Origin of the sequence: Luteibacter aegosomatis (genome assembly GCF_023078455.1) — a bacterium.
Taxonomy (GTDB): Bacteria; Pseudomonadota; Gammaproteobacteria; order Xanthomonadales; family Rhodanobacteraceae; genus Luteibacter; species Luteibacter aegosomatis.
In genome coordinates this window covers 2,472,282-2,485,146 of sequence record NZ_CP095740.1, presented here as the reverse complement: position 1 = coordinate 2,485,146, position 12,865 = coordinate 2,472,282, and the positions used below count along the sequence as shown (strand labels likewise).

Here is a 12,865-nt window from a genome sequence, read left to right as displayed (position 1 = left end):
TGGCACATTCCCCGTCGCTTCGGATTATCTGACCATATTAGCGCCCCGAAGCGCTCTTGTTGTCACGGCATCGTTCCCGAACAGACAACGCCATGCCTGCCGTCGCCAAAGCAGGCATTTAAAGATCTGCTAAGCCGTGCCGATAGACTCGTCGTCGACACATCGATGTCGAGATCCGGTGATGGGATGCTCCCGGCCGGCAAGGCCACGCTTGGAGGTATCGCCAGCGCGCGATCCAGGCGGTTCCTCAGATAGCAACGGACAAGCTCTTAGGGGAAAGATATGAACGACATCTCATTAGATCGATTCCTGGATGCGCAGGAAAATACTTACGAGCGGGCGCTTCGTGAGTTAAGGTCCGGCCAGAAAAAAACACATTGGATGTGGTTCGTCTTCCCCCAGGTCCGTGGCCTGGGGACGAGCGAAAGGTCGTCTTACTTTGGTATCGACGGCAAAGCCGAAGCGTGCGAGTACCTGGAACATCCGATATTGGGAGAGCGCCTGATCTTGGCGACTTCGATAGTGCTTCACCATACGGACTTGGCTCTGGTCGATATCTTTCCATATCCGGATGACCTCAAGTTCATATCCTGTATGACTCTTTTTGCGAGCGCCGCGCCGGAACGTTCCGAATTCGACCAGGCGATCCAGCGCTTCGCCGACGGAAGACGCGATGAGAGAACCCTTCATATTCTCCAGGGAGGTCAGTCATGACGACATTCGAAACCTACACCATCATACTGCAGGCATTCGCGTTGATAGCGGGCCTGGTTACATTGGGCTTCCTCTTTGCCCAGATGCGTGCCATGACAAAACAGATCACCACGGCGCAGGAGGCGAGCCGCACTCAGGCATCACTGAGCTTGGTCGATTTTCTCCAATCACGTGATGTGCGCGAGGCACGTGAGTGTGTCCGGTCAGTGCTCTCCAAGAAGACGCATGATCAGTGGAACGATACGGAACGGCGGCATGCATCCCTGGTATGTTCCAACTATGACGTGCTTGCTTGCCTGATTCGGTCGAACTTGTCGCACATGGAGCTCTTCACAGTGAACTGGGGTTCGAGCATCCTGCATTGCCATAAGGTGCTTTCGCCTTATATGGACGAAATACGCCGACAGGCAGAAGGCGACCCTAGCTATTGGTCCAACTTCGACTGGCTGAAAGAAAGGGTCGTCTCACGCGCGGCACGCTCATGACATCGGCGAAGTCGCGCGTGAAAGAAACAATCGTATTCCTTACCGGTGCTGGCATCAGCGCCGAGAGTGGACTGCAGACGTTTCGCGACGCGGGTGGACTGTGGCACGGCCATCGCGTGGAAGACGTCGCCTCACCCGAGGCGTGGGAGAAGGACCCGTCGATGGTCCTCGCCTTTTACGACGCGCGTCGGCGTGCGGTACGTGATGCACGCCCGAATGTCGCGCATGAAGCGATCGCTGCACTGGAGGAGCGATGCGAGGTGATCGTCGTTACGCAGAATATCGACGATCTTCATGAGCGGGCGGGTTCTCGAAACGTCCTGCACGTCCACGGCGAGATACTGAAGGCACGAAGCACGGTGGATCCGAGTCTCGTATACCGCCTTGCGAAGGCGACGATCGACATGGGAGATCTTTGCGAGAAAGGAAGTCAGTTACGCCCCGACGTGGTCTTCTTTGGGGAAGGCGTCTACGCGTTGGCGGAAGCCCGCAAAGCCATGCGGAACGCACGGCGAGTCGTTGTCGTAGGCACCTCGCTGACCGTTTTTCCTGTAGCAGGACTCGTGAAGGAAGCACCGTTCGATGCCGAAAGATACGTCATTTCGCCTGACAGCCACCAGCAAGTGCCGGACGGTTACATGTTCTTGCAAGGTAAAGCCAGCGACGAAGTCCCGCGACTGCTGCGGGACTGGCCTTGATGACTCATGCTCGGCGGAACGCGTCCGGCATCAGGCGGTTTAACCTGCCCACAGCTTCGCGTCCTCGCCGGCGGGCAAGCGCATCGGAACGGCGGGATCCGTGGCCGCTCGCCATACCGCTTCGGCCACATCGATGGATCGCGTGATGGGACCCGGATTCTGGAAGCCCGCCATGACCTGCTGCATGAGGCCGACATAAGCCTCGGGGGCCTCGCCCTGCATGCTGCGCGGCGTCGCGTTCGCGCCGAAGCGGGTTTCCGGCGCCATGCCGGGCAACACCAGGCGAACGCGCACGCCGAGCGGTTCGAGTTCAAGCGCAAGGGACTCGGTGAACGCATTCACGGCGGCCTTGCTGGCCGTATAGACCGGCAGGAGGGGAAGCGGGCGAAGGGTGACGGTGGACGTCACGTTCACCACCACGCCTTCGCCGCGCTCGCGGAACTGAGGAATCACCGCCTGCGTCATGGCGACGGTGCCGAGCGTGTTGGTCTCGAAGATGTCGCGAACGACGTCCATCGACTGGCTCTCGAGCGCACCGAGCAGTCCGATGCCGGCGTTGTTCACCAGCACGTCGATCGGCCCCGCCGCCGCCAGTGCATCGCGAATGCTGGTGGCGTCGCTCACGTCGAGCGGAAGCACGCGCAGCCGTTCGGACGAGGGCAGCAGGTCTTCGCGCGGCGTCCGCATGGTGGCGATGACGTTCCAGCCCTTGTCGAGAAAATAGCGGGCGGTTTCCAGGCCGAAGCCCGACGAGCAGCCGGTGATGAGGACGGTTTTCATGGCGGATCCTTGGTGAGGGAAGGGGGACCCCACAAAAGATAGGTTCCGTCCGCCGGACTTGCTACCATTCAAAGTCCTTAATTCATTGGCGAGAGTCCGGCCATGACCGACCCGCTTGCCGAAGTGGTTTCGCTTCTCCAGCCTGGCGCCGGCTATTTCAAGATGGTCGCGGCGGCCGGGCGCTGGCGTCTGCGCCGCACGGAATACGGCCAGCCTTTCTATGGCGTGGTGCTCGAAGGCCGGCTCCATCTCGCCGTCGACGGCCATCCGGCCGTGGTGCTCCAGGAGGGAGACTTCGTGCTCATTCCCGCCGCCCTCGATTTCACGATGACGAGCTTCCCGCCGCCGTCCGACGATGTCCATTCCGTGCCCGAGGCGTTGGGTAACAGCGAATTCCGGCTCGGCTCGCCGGACGGCGCAGTGGACATGCGCTCGCTGGTGGGGCACTGCGTATTCGCTTCGCCCGATGCGTCGCTCCTGGTGTCGCTGCTTCCGCAATTCCTGCACGTGCGCAACCAGCGGCGGCTTACCACCCTGGTGCAACTGGTCGGCGAGGAATCACGGGCACGACTGCCGGCGCGCGACATCGTCATCGCAAGACTGCTGGAGGTGCTCTTCATCGAGGCGCTGCGTTCCCTGCCGGCCACCGACGCGCTGCCGGGACTGGTGCGAGGGCTCGCGGACGAGCGCCTGGCGGCCGCCTTGCGACGCATGCATGAGGATCCGGCGCGCGCCTGGACGGTACCGCAACTGGCGAGCGAAGCGGCGCTGTCGCGCTCGGCGTTCTTCGAGCGTTTTCAACGCGCGGTGGGCGTGGCACCCATGGAATACCTGCTAACCTGGCGCATGGCGTTGGCGAAAGACCTGCTCAAGCGCACCAACGCCAGCGTAAGCGATATCGCCTCGCGCGTCGGCTACAGTTCGGCGAGCACCTTCAGCGTGGCCTTCACCCGACATACCGGTGTTCCGCCGTCGCGCTACGTGGCTCCGGCCACGGGCGAGGCAAGGATGGACGAACGCGCGGCAGAGCCGGTCTAGCCGTCGTTTTCCGTCGAGGCGGATAACGAAAAGCTGTCGTCGCCCTCGTCGACCGTCAACCGCATCACGATGGGACGGCAGCACACCTGGCAATCCTCGGTATACGTCTGGTTACCGGCCGAGACGTCCACGGCCACGTCGATGGTTTCGCCGCAGTAGGGACAGGCGATGTCGGTGAATTCGGTCATGCCGCTAGTCTACCGCCCATTTTGATCGTGACAAATCACCGGATTTATCGGGATACTCGGCGGATTGCCGGAGTATCCCATGAAACGTCGCGACCTCCTCAAGGGCTTTACCCTCGCTACCGGCGCCTTGACGCTCGCCGGCCCCGGCATGGCTTATGCGGCCGAGCCGACGAAAAACGACGGCACCGACATCGCGCGATCGATCCGTGGCCTTCGCCGCGTCGATGGACGGCTCAGGCAGCCGATACGCATCACGCCGCCTTCTCCCGCATCGGGCCAGGAGATCGCCGTGGCCATCGACGGACACGACGTCGATCGCCGGACGCTATCGCCTGGCGGCACGTCGTTCGACGTCTTCCTGGACCCTGTTTCCGCGCCCCGGCAGGTCGACCTCGTCGTGACCATCGGCACGAGGAAACTCACGCAACGGCTCGAGTTGAAGCCCGTTCGCCGCATGGATGTCTTCGTACTGCCGCACTCGCATCATGACCTCGGTTACACCGAACGCCAGGCCGACGTCGAGGATCGCCAGGTGCGCAACATCACCCGGGCGATCGAGCTTGCCCGGCAAACGGAGCACCATCCGGAAGGCTCGCGCTTCGTCTGGAACCTCGAGGTCCTATGGGGTGCCGACCTTTACCTGCGACGGGCATCGGCCGCCGGACAAGCCGAGTTCGTCGAGGCGGTGAAGAAGGGCTGGATCGCGCTCAACGGCGCCTACGCCAACGAACTGACCGGGCTGTGTCGCCCGGAGGAATTGATCCAGTTGTTCCGCTTCGGCACTGAACTGGCCGAACGCACCGGTACTCCCGTCGATTCGGCCATGATGAGTGACGTACCGGGGTATACGTGGGGCACCGTCGAGGCCATGGCGCAGGCCGGCATCCGCTATTTCTCCGCGGCGCCCAATTACTTCGACCGCATCGGGCGTTTCATGGATACGCTCCAGGACAAGCCGTTCTGGTGGGTATCGCCGTCGGGCACCTCGAAAGTGCTTTTCTGGATTCCCTGGACGGGCTACGCCATGTCCCATGTCATGAAGGCCGACGACGACTGGGTCGGCAAATACCAGGCGCGCATGGACGAGGTGAAGTTTCCCTACGACATCTCCTACGTGCGGTGGGCAGGGCATGGCGACAATGCCGAGCCCGATCCGGGCATCGTCGATTTCGTCAAGGCATGGAACGCGACCTACGAATGGCCGAAGTTCACCATCGCCTCGACCAGCACGGCGTTCCGGGCCTTCGAGCAGAAGTACGGCCATCAGTTGCCGCAGATGCAGGGCGACCTCACGCCTTACTGGGAAGACGGCGCCGCATCGTCGGCCGCCGAGACCGCCCTGAACCGCAACGCCGCCGATCGCCTTTCCCAGGCCTCCGCGGCGCTCTCGCTCGTGCGCCCCGAAGCGTTCGACCGCAAGGCATTCGATGAGGCATGGCGTAACGTGCTGCTGTATTCCGAGCACACCTGGGGCGCCGCGGCGAGCGTGACCGAGCCCGAGGCCGCGATGACGACGGCACAGTGGGAGGTCAAGCGATCGTTCGCGGTAGAAGCGGACCGGCGTGCGAGCGAGCTGCTGGCGTTGGCCGGGCAGGGCGGCGACACGAGCCGCCTGGAGATCGTCAACACGTCGTCGTGGCCACGCGGCGGCATCGCGATGCTGCCGAAATCGCTTTCCGGCACGGGGGATCGGGTCACCGATGCCCGTGGCGCGCCATGGCCGTCGCAGCGCCTGGCGAACGGCGACCTCGCCGTACTCGTGCCATCCATCGCCGGCTACGCGTCGACCGTCGTCACGCTGTCGGACCAGGCGGCGCATGCGCCCGCGACGTCGGTGACGTTCCGGAACAACGTGCTATCGAACGGCCTGGTGCGTGTCGATATCCATCCATCGTCGGGCGACGTCGTGGGTCTGCATGCCCACGGCGGCGACGTCAATCTCGTCGACGGCCGAGAAGGCTGGGCACTCAACCAGTTCCTCCTGCTCCGTGGCGACGACGTCGACCACCTGGAACGAAGCCACGATGCCACCCTCGTCGTCGAAGACCACGGGCCACTCGTGGTTACGCTGCGCATCGATGCCGCCGCACCGCTGTGCCGTAGCCTGACACGACGCGTGAGGCTCGCCGCGGGACAGGATTTCGTCGAGCTGCACAACACCGTCGACAAGGAGCGCGCCGCATACAGCCAGGCGCTCGACCGCGACAAGCGGCATCCGGCGCTGAAGGAGAGCATCCAGTTCGCGTTTCCCTTCGCGGTGCCCGGCGGTCAACTCACGCTCGACGAACCGTTCGCCCAGGTCCGTCCCGAATACGACCAGTTGCCGGGCTCCTGCAAGAACTGGATGCCGGTCGGCCGCTGGGCCGACGTATCCAACGCCGACCACGGCGTGACGTGGGCGACGCTGGATGCGCCCCTGGTCGAAGTGGGCGCCGTCACGGCGACCAAGCTCAACTCCCAGACCGACCCCGACGTGTGGATTCGCAACCTCGAGCCCACGCAGACCTTCTTCTCCTGGGTAATGAACAACCACTGGGGCACCAACTACCGGGCGTGGCAGGAAGGGCCGGTGACCTTCCGGTACGCGCTGCGGCCCCATGGCCGGGCCGATGCCGCCGAGGCCAGCCGCTTCGCCACGGGCCTGAGCCAACCGCTCCTCGTGCTGCCGGTCACCGAGGACACGGCACGCCGCGCTAAGGCTTTTGTAAGGGTGGAGCCCGAAAGTGTCCTCGTCGAAGCGCTCACGCCCAGTGCCGATGGCCGGGCGTGGATCATGCGCCTGCGCAATGCCTCGGGTGCGGCGGTGCAGGCTCGAATCCGATGGTCGGAGCGCGCCGGCGCGACCGCAACGTACATGAGCGACACCGCGGAGTCCGAACGGGATCGTTTGCCCGACGGCTTTTCGCTGGCCCCTGGCGAACTGTTCACCACGAGGACCGTTCGGCGTACAACGTAGTGGGCGTGCCGGTTGCGCAATCCGTCTTTCGGCCGATGGAAGGGGTGTCATGCGACGATTATCAGCGAGTCTCGCCATCGTTCTGCTCTTGGCCGTATCGCCCGTGGTCTACGCGTCCGGCGGCCCGTTCGGCATCGATCATCGGGTGGCGAGGGACGACAGTGGCATCTGGAAACGTTCCAACCAGCATGTCCTGCTTTACGGCACCCTCCTCACCGTGGGCATCGGCGCCCTGGCGAAAGGCGACAACGATCCCCTGGGTGACACCTTCTGGCGGTCCGTCGACTCGATCGTCGTGACGACCGGAACCGTGACCGTCATGAAGCACGTATTCCGACGCGAGCGCCCTGAACAGACGAACGACCCCAACCGCTGGTTCAAATCCGGCGGAAGGAGTTTCCCCAGCGGTGAGGTATCGACGATCACCGCGGCGGTGACGCCTTTCATCGTCAACTACGGCGAAGACCATCCCATGGTGTACGCGTTGGCGTTGTTGCCTGCCTACGACGCGATCGCCCGGGTGAAGGTGCAGGGGCACTGGCAGAGCGACGTTCTCGCAGGCGCTGCCTTGGGATTCGGCATCGGCTGGTGGAGCAGCCGTCGCACCGAATCGCCCTTCGTGCTCAGCCTGCTCCCTGGCGGCTTCAGGGTAGGGTTCGTGCACCATTTCCGCTGATACCCCGGTAACGCCAGGAGTCACCGAGGTTCGGCCTATCGACGATGGAAACCTGCCGGGCGCCAGGCTGCCTCGCGCCCGGCAGGCAGGCGCTCGTTTATCGAGAACGGTTGACCAGGATGACCGGGTGAGGCGAGGGTAGGGTGCGCCTTGGCGAGCTTTTTTGTCCGGTGACGCTCCGGGATGGAAATTCGTCCCGTCATGCTGTCGATTTCCGGCCGTCCGGTTCGTCGTCAGTGCATCCACCCAAGAAAGGACCTCCCATGAAGTACCTAGGCCTGGCTTATTTCACCCCTGAAAAATTCGATGCCATGGCGCCGGAGGCCGTCAAGGCGCTGGTCAGCCAATGCCCCCCGTTGGACGAGAAGATGCGCGCCACCGGCAAGATGCTGGTCTCGGCCTCCCTCGGCGACCTGGAGCAGTGGCGGACGCTTCGCCCGCAAGGCGGCAAGACGCGCGTGAGCGACGGACCCTACACCGAGTCGAAGGAGATCGTCGGCGGCCTCTTCATCATCGAGGCGGATAGCCAGGAAGAGGCGCTTCGCATCGCGTCCATGCACCCGGCGGCGACGCTGGGCGAAGAGGGTGGGTGGGCTGTCGAACTGATTCCCATGGATTTCTATCTCGTCCCCTAGGACGGGATGCGGGGTCGGGCGGGCATGCATCGTCGCCTCCTGGCGACCGCTGGATAGCCTGGGACTGCGAGCAAACCACCAGAAAGGAGGTGGAAAGTTCACGGCGGTACCGTCGTTCCAGGTCCTGTTCCGCGCGACCTGGCCTGCGACGTGGACGACGTATTCAACGGACGCACGGAAGACGGCGGCGTACGGCACTCATTAATTCGTTTGCCTTCGGTATCGAAGCCGTGTTCGCGCTCTAGCGGGTTTGGCAGGTGCCGCCGTTTGGAGAGTGACGTGTTAGTCGACTATCCCGTGGGCTTGTCGGAGCGAGCTGCGAGTGCTCATCGCTCGACGCAGCTCATTGCCATGCGGGTGGGCGGTCTCGTCGCCCTGCTCGGCATCCGCTTTTCATGGCTGTCCGCCTCTCCGCTGAACTCCGACGAGCCGCAGCATGCCCACGTGGCGTGGAGCATCGCGCAGGGCGCCATGCCGTACCGCGATGTCTTCGACAATCACGGACCGCTCTTCAGCACGATGTATTCGGTCCTGCTATCCGCGCTCGGCGAGCGCCCGGACATCCTGTGGTGTCTTCGGCTGGCCGTCGTGCCCTGGTATGCGCTCGTGCTGGTGGCGACCTGGCTCATCGCGCGACGGCTCTATTCGCGCGGGGTCGCCGACGCGACGGCGCTTCTCGTTGGCCTGTTTCCCATCGTGTTCATCAAGTCGGGCGAGTTCCGGACGGACGATCTGTGGGCGGCCTTGTGGCTCTCCGGTACGGCGATCGCCGTCCTCGCGCGGGAGCGACCGTGGCGCTGGCTGTCGAGTGGCCTGATGTTCGGTGCGGCGTTATCCGTGTCGCAAAAGACGCTGCCGTTGGCGGCCATGGCCATCGCGGTCGCGACGGCCGTTTGGGCCGTGCCGTGGCGGGCAAGCCGCCGCGTCGCGTCGACGAATGCCTTGGCCCTGCTCGCGGGTGTATTCGTCGTTCCGGGGGCGTTCGTCCTATGGCTGGTATCGCACCACGACACAGCACCGGCCTGGTACGACATCGTGGCGTACAACCTCGCTCCCACCGGCGTTTCGGGGCGTCCCTGGCACCTTTTCGGCTACCTGCTGGTTGCCCTCGGAGTGCTTGCCTGGACGGCATGGCGCGCCCGACTGATCGACGCGACGGCGAGATGGCAGGCGTTTCTCGGCGTGCACGCGCTGCTTTTCATGCTGATGATCTGGATCGCCTGGCCGCTGCCGACCGAGCAGGATTTCCTGCCCGTGATCCCGATGGCGGTGCTTTCGCTGGTGGGCCTCGTCGATCGTACGGCCGTCGTGCCAGCCAAGGGCAAGGTCGCACTCGTGTCCGTCGTCGCGCTCGCGGAAGCGGCGTTGGTGATCAGGCACGCGCCGCCTTGGCACGATGCCCTGGCCGGATTTCAGTCCCAGTTGCGCGTCGTGCTCGCGTGCACCATCCCCACCGATATGCTGATGGACGCGAAGAGCGGAAGCATTTTCCGCCGGAGACCGTACTACCCGGTCATCGAGAGCCTGGCCCGGCAGCGCTTCGAGAACGGACGCCTACCCGACGACATCGCCGCTGCGCTGATCGCGAACCATACGATGACGGCGCTCGACGACCGCTACCCGCCAGCGGCGCAGGCGTTCATCGAACGTAACTACCGGCCGGGCACGGCGGGCGTACGCATGGCGGGTTTGTCGCTGGTTCCGTCCGCCAGCCGACAGCGATTCGACCTGGACCTAGCCGGCGACTACATCGTGACGGACGGTCGGCGAGAGGTTCCCGTCTCCATCGATGGGCAGCGCCCCGGCACGTCATGGTCGCTCGGCGCCGGGCCTCACACACTGGACGCCACGACCGACCAGCCACGGATGCTCCTATGGCGCCAGGCGTGGGAATGCGGTTGGAGGCCGGATATCGTGCAGTGATGGGGCGCCCGGGTGGCCCACCGTCGAGACGTTCACCAGCGCCCGGCCGTCGCTCCAAGCGGCGGGTCTTGCATGTATCTTCTTCCGTCCTGAGCCATGAAGCGTGCGAGGAACGACGGCGACCATGAAGACCCTAGGCATCCTCGGAGGCATGTCCGCCGCGTCCACGCAGATCTATTACCGCGAACTCTGCCGCCTGACCGCCGAGCGTCTCGGTGGCCTCCACTCGCCGGAGTTGCTGATCCGCTCGGTCGACTTCGCCGACATCGAGGCGTTGCAGATGGCGGGCGAGTGGGGAAGGGCAGGCGAACGGCTGAACGCGGAGGCGAAAGCCCTCGAACGGGGCGGGGCCGAACTGCTCATCCTTGCGACCAACACCATGCACACGGTGGCGGCTCAGATGATGGACGGCGTGGGCATCCCGCTGCTGCACATCGCCGACGCCACCGCATCCCGCATCGCCGCGGCCGGGCTGCGATCACCGGGCCTGATGGCGACGGCGTTCACGATGGAGCAGAGCTTCTACACCGATCGCCTCGCCGAGGCCGGGCTGGACGTGATCCTGCCCGACGAAGCCGACCGCGCGGAAACACACAGGATCATCTACGACGAGCTATGCCGACAGATCGTCAGCGAGGCGAGCCGGCAGGCCTATGTCGGCATCGCGGAGCGGCTCGTGGCGCGAGGGGCGGATTGCCTTATCCTCGGCTGCACGGAGGTGGGGATGTTGCTCGATCAGGGGAACGTCTCCGTGCCGGTGTTCGATACGACGTTGGTTCACTGCGAAGCCGCGATGGAGTGGGCATGGTGACGAAATCCCTTCTCGGCGCCCTGCTCATTGGCGCAGGCTTCTTTCTTTCCGATGTCGCTTTCGGCGACGAGCTTCCCGGGAAGTGGACTCTCTCCATCGAGAATCCCGAGCACGTCGTCGTCGCGACGCTCACCGTGAAGTTCACCGACAAACCCGCCAGATCCTGCATGCGCGGCGAATGGAAGGTCCTGAAGGTCGTTTCGGCAAAGACCCGCGACCCCCATTTTTTTCCGGCCTCGGACCCGCTCTCGTATCGGATCGAAGGCAGTCAGCTGACGATGGGGCGCAACGAGTTGTGTGATGCGTATCTCTGGCTGAGAGGTTCGCTTGGCGGTCCTTCGGTGAAGGGCGACTACTTCAGCCTGGGGCTGGAAGGAAGCGCTCCGCGCGGCTATTTCGAAATGAGTCCCGCACGGTGACGATCATGGACGCCACCTCGTTTCGAACGCGCTGCTGGCGGCGATCTTCGAATGGCTAATGCCGACACCATCCCCATGCACATGAGCGGACCCGGCCTTGCCGTCAACGCATTGCGAAGCCATCGCATCGGCCCGGTGTCGTTCGATCTGCGCCCCGGCGAGTGCGTGGCCGTCATGGGCGCATCGGGCGCAGGGAAGACGCTCCTGCTTCGCCTCCTCGCCGATCTGGATCCCGGTGAAGGAAGCGTTTCGCTGGATGGCGTGGAACGGGACAGCATGTCACCGCCGGACTGGCGGCGGCAGGTCATGCTCGTGTCCGCGGTAGCCGGTTGGTGGGCCGCCACCGCAGGTGAACATTTCACGGATGCCACGCGGGCGGACGTTGCGGCTCTCTGCCGGGAACTCCGCTTACCCGATGACATCATGGGTCGCGCGGTGGCCCATCTGTCGACCGGTGAGAAACAGCGGCTGGCACTTGTTCGCGCCATCGTCGAGCGCCCGGACATCCTCCTCCTCGATGAGCCGACAAGTGGTCTCGATCGGGAGGCGGCATCGGCGGTCGAGACGTGCTTAAAGGGGCTGCTTGGCAAAGGCACGGGCATCTTGCTCGTCACTCACGATGCCGGCCAGGCATCGCGCATGGCCACGCGTATTTACCTGTTGAAGGACGGGAGCCTCCAGCCTGGATGAACGCCGTCACTTTCAGTGCGGTCGATGTGGCCGTCGCCAGCGTCATCCTGGTCTTCGACGGCGCGCTCTCGGTCGTGCTGCGTCTGGGCATACACCGCTCGCTGGCCGTCGCGGCGGCGCGCATGATCCTCCAACTGGTTGCGCTCGGCTTCATCCTGCGCACCGTTTTCTCCATCGATGCGCTATGGCTCACCGCCGCCCTCGTGCTGCTCATGACCCTGGCAGCGGCCCGCGAGGCCGGCGCGCGGCCGCAACAGCGCTTGCGGCGCACCCATTACCTCACCAGCCTCATCAGTGTCGCCGCGCCGGCGCTGCTGACTTGTGTCTTTGCGCTCATCTCCCTGCTACCCGGTGACGATGGCTGGTCGCCGCGCTTCGTGGTGCCCGTGGCAGGCATCCTGCTGGGCAACGTGTTGAACGCGGTGAGCCTGGGCATGGCCGAGATACTCGAGGGCGTGACGGTCGAGGCCCCGGCGATCGAGGCGCGCCTGATGCTGGGGCACACGTTCAGCGTGGCGATCGGCCATCTCCAACGGCGCGCGATACGACGTGCGATGGTCCCGCTGGTGAACCAGATGAGCGCGGCGGGCATCATCACCATGCCGGGCATCATGACCGGCCAGGTGCTGGCCGGCATGGATCCCCTGCAGGCGGCGACCTACCAGATCGTGCTGATGCTGTTGCTGGCCGGCGGGAGCGGCCTCGGTGCCGTGGTGTCCGCGCGGCTCGTAATAAGGCAGCTCGCCGACGAGCGCCAGAGGCTACGCCTCGACCGGTTGCGAGGTGCGTAGGTTCGCCGGGAAACAACCTGTAACAACTTCATTGGCACACGACATAGTTCGCTAACAATTT

Annotated in this window: 14 protein-coding genes; 12 read left to right on the top strand and 2 right to left on the bottom strand. The window is 64.3% G+C overall.

Features of this window, described 5'->3' with window-relative positions:
* The first annotated feature begins 282 nt into the window (after positions 1-282).
* The 3 genes from L2Y94_RS11165 to L2Y94_RS11155 are packed head-to-tail and all read left to right on the top strand — an operon-like array spanning position 283 to position 1,897.
* Positions 283-714, top strand: a complete 432-nt coding sequence (locus L2Y94_RS11165) for a DUF1810 domain-containing protein (RefSeq protein WP_247366510.1) — start codon at positions 283-285, stop codon at positions 712-714.
* Positions 711-1,199 carry a DUF4760 domain-containing protein gene (locus L2Y94_RS11160; protein WP_247366509.1) on the top strand — a complete coding sequence of 163 codons (489 nt, stop codon included), beginning with the start codon at positions 711-713 and terminating at the stop codon, positions 1,197-1,199. The genes L2Y94_RS11165 and L2Y94_RS11160 overlap by 4 nt, the downstream gene beginning before the upstream one ends.
* Positions 1,200-1,216: 17 nt before the next feature.
* Positions 1,217-1,897 (top strand): SIR2 family NAD-dependent protein deacylase, encoded by a 681-nt coding sequence (locus tag L2Y94_RS11155; RefSeq protein WP_247366508.1) that lies wholly within the window; start codon positions 1,217-1,219, stop codon positions 1,895-1,897.
* A gap of 39 nt (positions 1,898-1,936) precedes the next feature.
* Here L2Y94_RS11155 and L2Y94_RS11150 read toward each other — a convergent pair whose 3' ends face one another.
* Complete coding sequence (locus L2Y94_RS11150; protein WP_247366507.1) at positions 1,937-2,677, bottom strand: SDR family oxidoreductase; 741 nt, start codon at positions 2,675-2,677, stop codon at positions 1,937-1,939.
* A gap of 102 nt (positions 2,678-2,779) precedes the next feature.
* On the opposite strand from L2Y94_RS11150, the gene L2Y94_RS11145 reads away from it, so the two are divergent.
* Positions 2,780-3,715: an AraC family transcriptional regulator gene (locus tag L2Y94_RS11145; RefSeq protein ID WP_247366506.1), complete on the top strand. Its 936-nt coding sequence runs from the start codon at positions 2,780-2,782 to the stop codon at positions 3,713-3,715.
* Here L2Y94_RS11145 and L2Y94_RS11140 read toward each other — a convergent pair.
* The gene (locus L2Y94_RS11140; RefSeq protein WP_247366505.1) at positions 3,712-3,903 is read right to left on the bottom strand and encodes a CPXCG motif-containing cysteine-rich protein; all 192 of its coding nucleotides are present in this window, start codon (positions 3,901-3,903) and stop codon (positions 3,712-3,714) included. The two genes, L2Y94_RS11145 and L2Y94_RS11140, sit on opposite strands and share 4 nt — an antisense overlap.
* Before the next feature lie 79 nt (positions 3,904-3,982).
* Between L2Y94_RS11140 and L2Y94_RS11135 the strand changes: the two genes are divergently transcribed.
* From L2Y94_RS11135 to L2Y94_RS11100, 8 genes are all read left to right on the top strand, one after another.
* Positions 3,983-6,859, top strand: a complete 2,877-nt coding sequence (locus L2Y94_RS11135) for a glycoside hydrolase family 38 N-terminal domain-containing protein (protein WP_247366504.1) — start codon at positions 3,983-3,985, stop codon at positions 6,857-6,859.
* Between the two features lie 49 nt (positions 6,860-6,908).
* The gene (locus L2Y94_RS11130) at positions 6,909-7,535 is read left to right on the top strand and encodes a phosphatase PAP2 family protein (protein ID WP_247366503.1); all 627 of its coding nucleotides are present in this window, start codon (positions 6,909-6,911) and stop codon (positions 7,533-7,535) included.
* Between the two features lie 263 nt (positions 7,536-7,798).
* Positions 7,799-8,170, top strand: coding sequence for a YciI family protein (locus L2Y94_RS11125; RefSeq protein WP_247366502.1), 372 nt, complete (start codon positions 7,799-7,801; stop codon positions 8,168-8,170).
* 150 nt (positions 8,171-8,320) lie between these two features.
* On the top strand, positions 8,321-10,093 hold the full coding sequence (locus tag L2Y94_RS11120) for an ArnT family glycosyltransferase (RefSeq protein ID WP_247366501.1): 1,773 nt from the start codon (positions 8,321-8,323) through the stop codon (positions 10,091-10,093).
* 124 nt (positions 10,094-10,217) lie between these two features.
* Positions 10,218-10,904, top strand: coding sequence for an aspartate/glutamate racemase family protein (locus L2Y94_RS11115; protein ID WP_247366500.1), 687 nt, complete (start codon positions 10,218-10,220; stop codon positions 10,902-10,904).
* Positions 10,898-11,323, top strand: coding sequence for a hypothetical protein (locus L2Y94_RS11110; RefSeq protein ID WP_247366499.1), 426 nt, complete (start codon positions 10,898-10,900; stop codon positions 11,321-11,323). The genes L2Y94_RS11115 and L2Y94_RS11110 overlap by 7 nt, the downstream gene beginning before the upstream one ends.
* A 51-nt stretch (positions 11,324-11,374) precedes the next feature.
* Entirely contained in the window at positions 11,375-12,013 is a 639-nt protein-coding gene (locus tag L2Y94_RS11105) for an ABC transporter ATP-binding protein (protein ID WP_247366498.1), read from the top strand.
* Positions 12,010-12,804: an ABC transporter permease gene (locus tag L2Y94_RS11100; RefSeq protein ID WP_247366497.1), complete on the top strand. Its 795-nt coding sequence runs from the start codon at positions 12,010-12,012 to the stop codon at positions 12,802-12,804. Before L2Y94_RS11105 ends, L2Y94_RS11100 begins: the two co-directional genes overlap by 4 nt.
* Positions 12,805-12,865 lie beyond the last annotated feature (61 nt).

What these genes read in the sequence shown, in the direction of transcription:
- L2Y94_RS11165 (WP_247366510.1), top strand. Translation starts at nt 283, where the DNA reads ATGAACGACATCTCATTAGATCGATTCCTGGATGCGCAGGAAAATACT.
- L2Y94_RS11160 (WP_247366509.1), top strand. Translation starts at nt 711, where the DNA reads ATGACGACATTCGAAACCTACACCATCATACTGCAGGCATTCGCGTTG.
- L2Y94_RS11150 (WP_247366507.1), bottom strand. Translation starts at nt 2,677, where the DNA reads ATGAAAACCGTCCTCATCACCGGCTGCTCGTCGGGCTTCGGCCTGGAA.
- L2Y94_RS11145 (WP_247366506.1), top strand. Translation starts at nt 2,780, where the DNA reads ATGACCGACCCGCTTGCCGAAGTGGTTTCGCTTCTCCAGCCTGGCGCC.
- L2Y94_RS11140 (WP_247366505.1), bottom strand. Translation starts at nt 3,903, where the DNA reads ATGACCGAATTCACCGACATCGCCTGTCCCTACTGCGGCGAAACCATC.
- L2Y94_RS11135 (WP_247366504.1), top strand. Translation starts at nt 3,983, where the DNA reads ATGAAACGTCGCGACCTCCTCAAGGGCTTTACCCTCGCTACCGGCGCC.
- L2Y94_RS11130 (WP_247366503.1), top strand. Translation starts at nt 6,909, where the DNA reads ATGCGACGATTATCAGCGAGTCTCGCCATCGTTCTGCTCTTGGCCGTA.
- L2Y94_RS11125 (WP_247366502.1), top strand. Translation starts at nt 7,799, where the DNA reads ATGAAGTACCTAGGCCTGGCTTATTTCACCCCTGAAAAATTCGATGCC.
- L2Y94_RS11115 (WP_247366500.1), top strand. Translation starts at nt 10,218, where the DNA reads ATGAAGACCCTAGGCATCCTCGGAGGCATGTCCGCCGCGTCCACGCAG.
- L2Y94_RS11110 (WP_247366499.1), top strand. Translation starts at nt 10,898, where the DNA reads ATGGTGACGAAATCCCTTCTCGGCGCCCTGCTCATTGGCGCAGGCTTC.
- L2Y94_RS11105 (WP_247366498.1), top strand. Translation starts at nt 11,375, where the DNA reads ATGGCTAATGCCGACACCATCCCCATGCACATGAGCGGACCCGGCCTT.
- L2Y94_RS11100 (WP_247366497.1), top strand. Translation starts at nt 12,010, where the DNA reads ATGAACGCCGTCACTTTCAGTGCGGTCGATGTGGCCGTCGCCAGCGTC.